The organism is Devosia sp. (assembly GCF_036676215.1).
Taxonomy (GTDB): Bacteria; Pseudomonadota; Alphaproteobacteria; order Rhizobiales; family Devosiaceae; genus Devosia.
Genome location: NZ_JAKFDJ010000136.1, coordinates 1 through 2604 on the forward strand (window position 1 = coordinate 1; position 2604 = coordinate 2604).

Consider the following 2604-nt stretch of genomic DNA (forward strand, 5'->3'; position numbering starts at 1 on the left):
GCCGGCAGCATGGAGCCCGCCAGAGTCCCCAGGTGCTTGATCCCGTTGATGTAGGGCAAGGCCGAGGTGATCAGGATGCGGGACATGGGGACTCTCGAAATGGGGAGGAGCGGCGGCTTATAGGGCGCCCCATCTGGTTCGCCAAAGCGCTCGCCGCAAGGCCCGATGCAATCGCCGCTGGTCTTTTAGATGGTTAAGCTTCAATCTGACCTTGCGGAAGGCGGCGCTTCGCCAACGAAAACAACAGGCTGCCTCCGAGGAAAAGGGAGAGACGCATGTTGAAAGGTGTCAATTGGATCGCCGTCCTGGTGGCGGTGGTCCTGCTCGAGGCCCTCGGCTACCTCTGGTACGGGCCGCTGTTCGGGGAACGGTGGATGGCCGCGTTGGGCAAGGAGCCCGACATGTCCAACACGGCCGTGACCATGAGCCTGGGCGTGGTCAATACGATCATCATCGTGCTGGGGCTGTCCTGGCTGCTGCGCCGCCTGGGCGCGGGTTCGCTCAACGCCGCCCTGATGGGCGCGCTGGCCGCCTGGTTCTTCTTCGATTTCACCACTATGGCCATCGACTATCTCTACATCCAACTCAGCGCCGAACTGGTGCTGATCAACATGGGCTACCAGCTGGTCGCCTATCTGGTCGCCGGCGCCGTGATCGGGATCATCAAGCCGAAAGCGGCCTAGCCAACGGCCCCAGCGCCTTTCATTCGCGCCCACGGCTCGCCTATAACGTCCCCTCCACCGGGGATGGAGAGCGGGATGCGGGGATGGGTGACGGCGCTGGGGCTCAGCGCGATGCTGGCCCTGGCGGGTTGCGGCCAGCCGGGCGGCGGCGACAAGCCGCAGACCCTCAAGATCTACAACTGGTCGGACTATATCGACCCGGCGATCCTGGCCGACTTCACCAAGGAGACGGGGATCAAGGTGGTCTACGACACCTTTGATTCCAACGAGATCCTCGAGACCAAGGTGCTGCAGGGCCAGACGGGCTACGACATCGTCACGCCCTCCAACCACAATGTGCCCCGCTATATCGCCGCCAAGGCCATCGCACCGCTGGACAAGGTCCGGCTGACGGGCGCCAAGAACCTGTGGCCCGACGTCATGGCCCACATGGCGCCCTTCGATCCGGGCGCGAAGTACGCGGTCCCCTACATGTGGGGCACCATCGGGATCGGCTACAATGTGGACGCCGTGGCCAAGCGCTTGCCCGGCGTGAAGATCGACAGCTGGGCGGTGGTGTTCGACCCCGAGAACCTCGCCAAGCTCAAGGACTGCGGCGTCTACTACCTGGACGCCTCGGAGGACATGTACGCGGTCGCGCTCAACTACCTGGGCAAGGACCCCAATTCCAAGGATCTGGCCGACTACCAGGCCGCCACCGACCTGATGGTCAAGGCCCGGCCCCATGTCCGCAAGTTCCACTCCTCGGAATATATCGAGGCCCTGGCCAACGGCGATATCTGCGTGGCGGTCGGCTATTCCGGCGACGTCCTGCAGGCCAGGGACCGCGCCGAGGAGGCCAAGAACGGGGTGAAGCTCGCCTATGTCATCCCCAGGGAAGGCAGCCAGGTCTGGTTCGACGTCCTCACCATCCCGATCGACGCGCCGAACCCCGACGCTGCTTACAAATTCCTCGACTACATGCTGCGGCCCGAGGTGATCGCCAAGGCGTCGAACTTCACCCAGTACGCCAACGCCAATGCGGCGGCGACCAAGCTGGTGGACCCCGAGGTGCGCGACAATCCCAACGTCTATCCCACCCCCGAGGTCTTCAAGCGGCTGTTCGTCACCAAGGACAAGGACCAGGCGTTGCTGCGGGAGGTGACGCGCATGTGGACCAAGGTCCAGACGGGGCAATGACCGAGCGCTCTCGCCCGCGCCTGAACATCGGCGCGGTCCGCTCGACCTTCGCGCCCTGGGCCGATCCGGCGGCCAAGCCGCTGGTGCGCTTCGAGAACGTGGTCAAGCGCTTCGACGGGGAGACCGCCGTGGCCGGGGTCTCGCTGGACATCTACGAAGGCGAGTTCTTCGCCCTGCTGGGCCCTTCGGGCTGCGGCAAGACCACCCTGATGCGGTTGCTGGCCGGGTTTGAGGACCCGGATGAGGGCCGCGTGACCCTGGCCGGCGAGGACCTGGCCGGACACCCGCCGCATCGGCGGCCGGTCAATATGATGTTCCAATCCTATGCCCTCTTCCCCCATCTCAGCGTCGAGAAGAACATCGCCTTCGGCCTGCGCCAGCAGGGTCTGGCCAAGGATGAGATCGCCGCCCGGACCGCCGAGATGCTGACCCTGGTGCGGCTGGAGGGCCTGGCGCGTCGGAAACCCCACCAGCTCTCAGGCGGCCAAAGGCAGAGGGTGGCCCTGGCCCGCGCCATCGCGCCGCGGCCCAAGATGCTGCTGCTGGACGAACCTTTGGCCGCCCTGGACAAGAAGCTGCGCGAGGAGACCCAGTGGGAGCTCATGGCCCTCCAGCAGAGCCTGGGCATGACCTTCCTGATCGTCACCCATGACCAGGAGGAGGCCATGGTCACCGCCGACCGCATCGCGGTGATGCGAGAGGGTCGGATCGTCCAGATCGGCCGTCCGGCGGAGGTCTATGA

3 protein-coding genes are annotated in these 2604 nt (G+C 65.2%); all 3 read left to right on the forward strand.

Annotation, left to right across the window (positions count from 1 at the left end):
* The first annotated feature begins 275 nt into the window (after window positions 1-275).
* Window positions 276-683 carry a DUF1761 domain-containing protein gene (locus V6M52_RS12300; protein ID WP_332701233.1) on the forward strand — a complete coding sequence of 136 codons (408 nt, stop codon included), beginning with the start codon at window positions 276-278 and terminating at the stop codon, window positions 681-683.
* Between the two features lie 63 nt (window positions 684-746).
* Entirely contained in the window at window positions 747-1862 is a 1116-nt protein-coding gene (locus tag V6M52_RS12305) for a polyamine ABC transporter substrate-binding protein (protein ID WP_442881855.1), read from the forward strand.
* On the forward strand, window positions 1859-2604 hold a 746-nt coding region (locus V6M52_RS12310; RefSeq protein WP_332701235.1), incomplete at its 3' end, for an ABC transporter ATP-binding protein. The genes V6M52_RS12305 and V6M52_RS12310, both read left to right, overlap by 4 nt.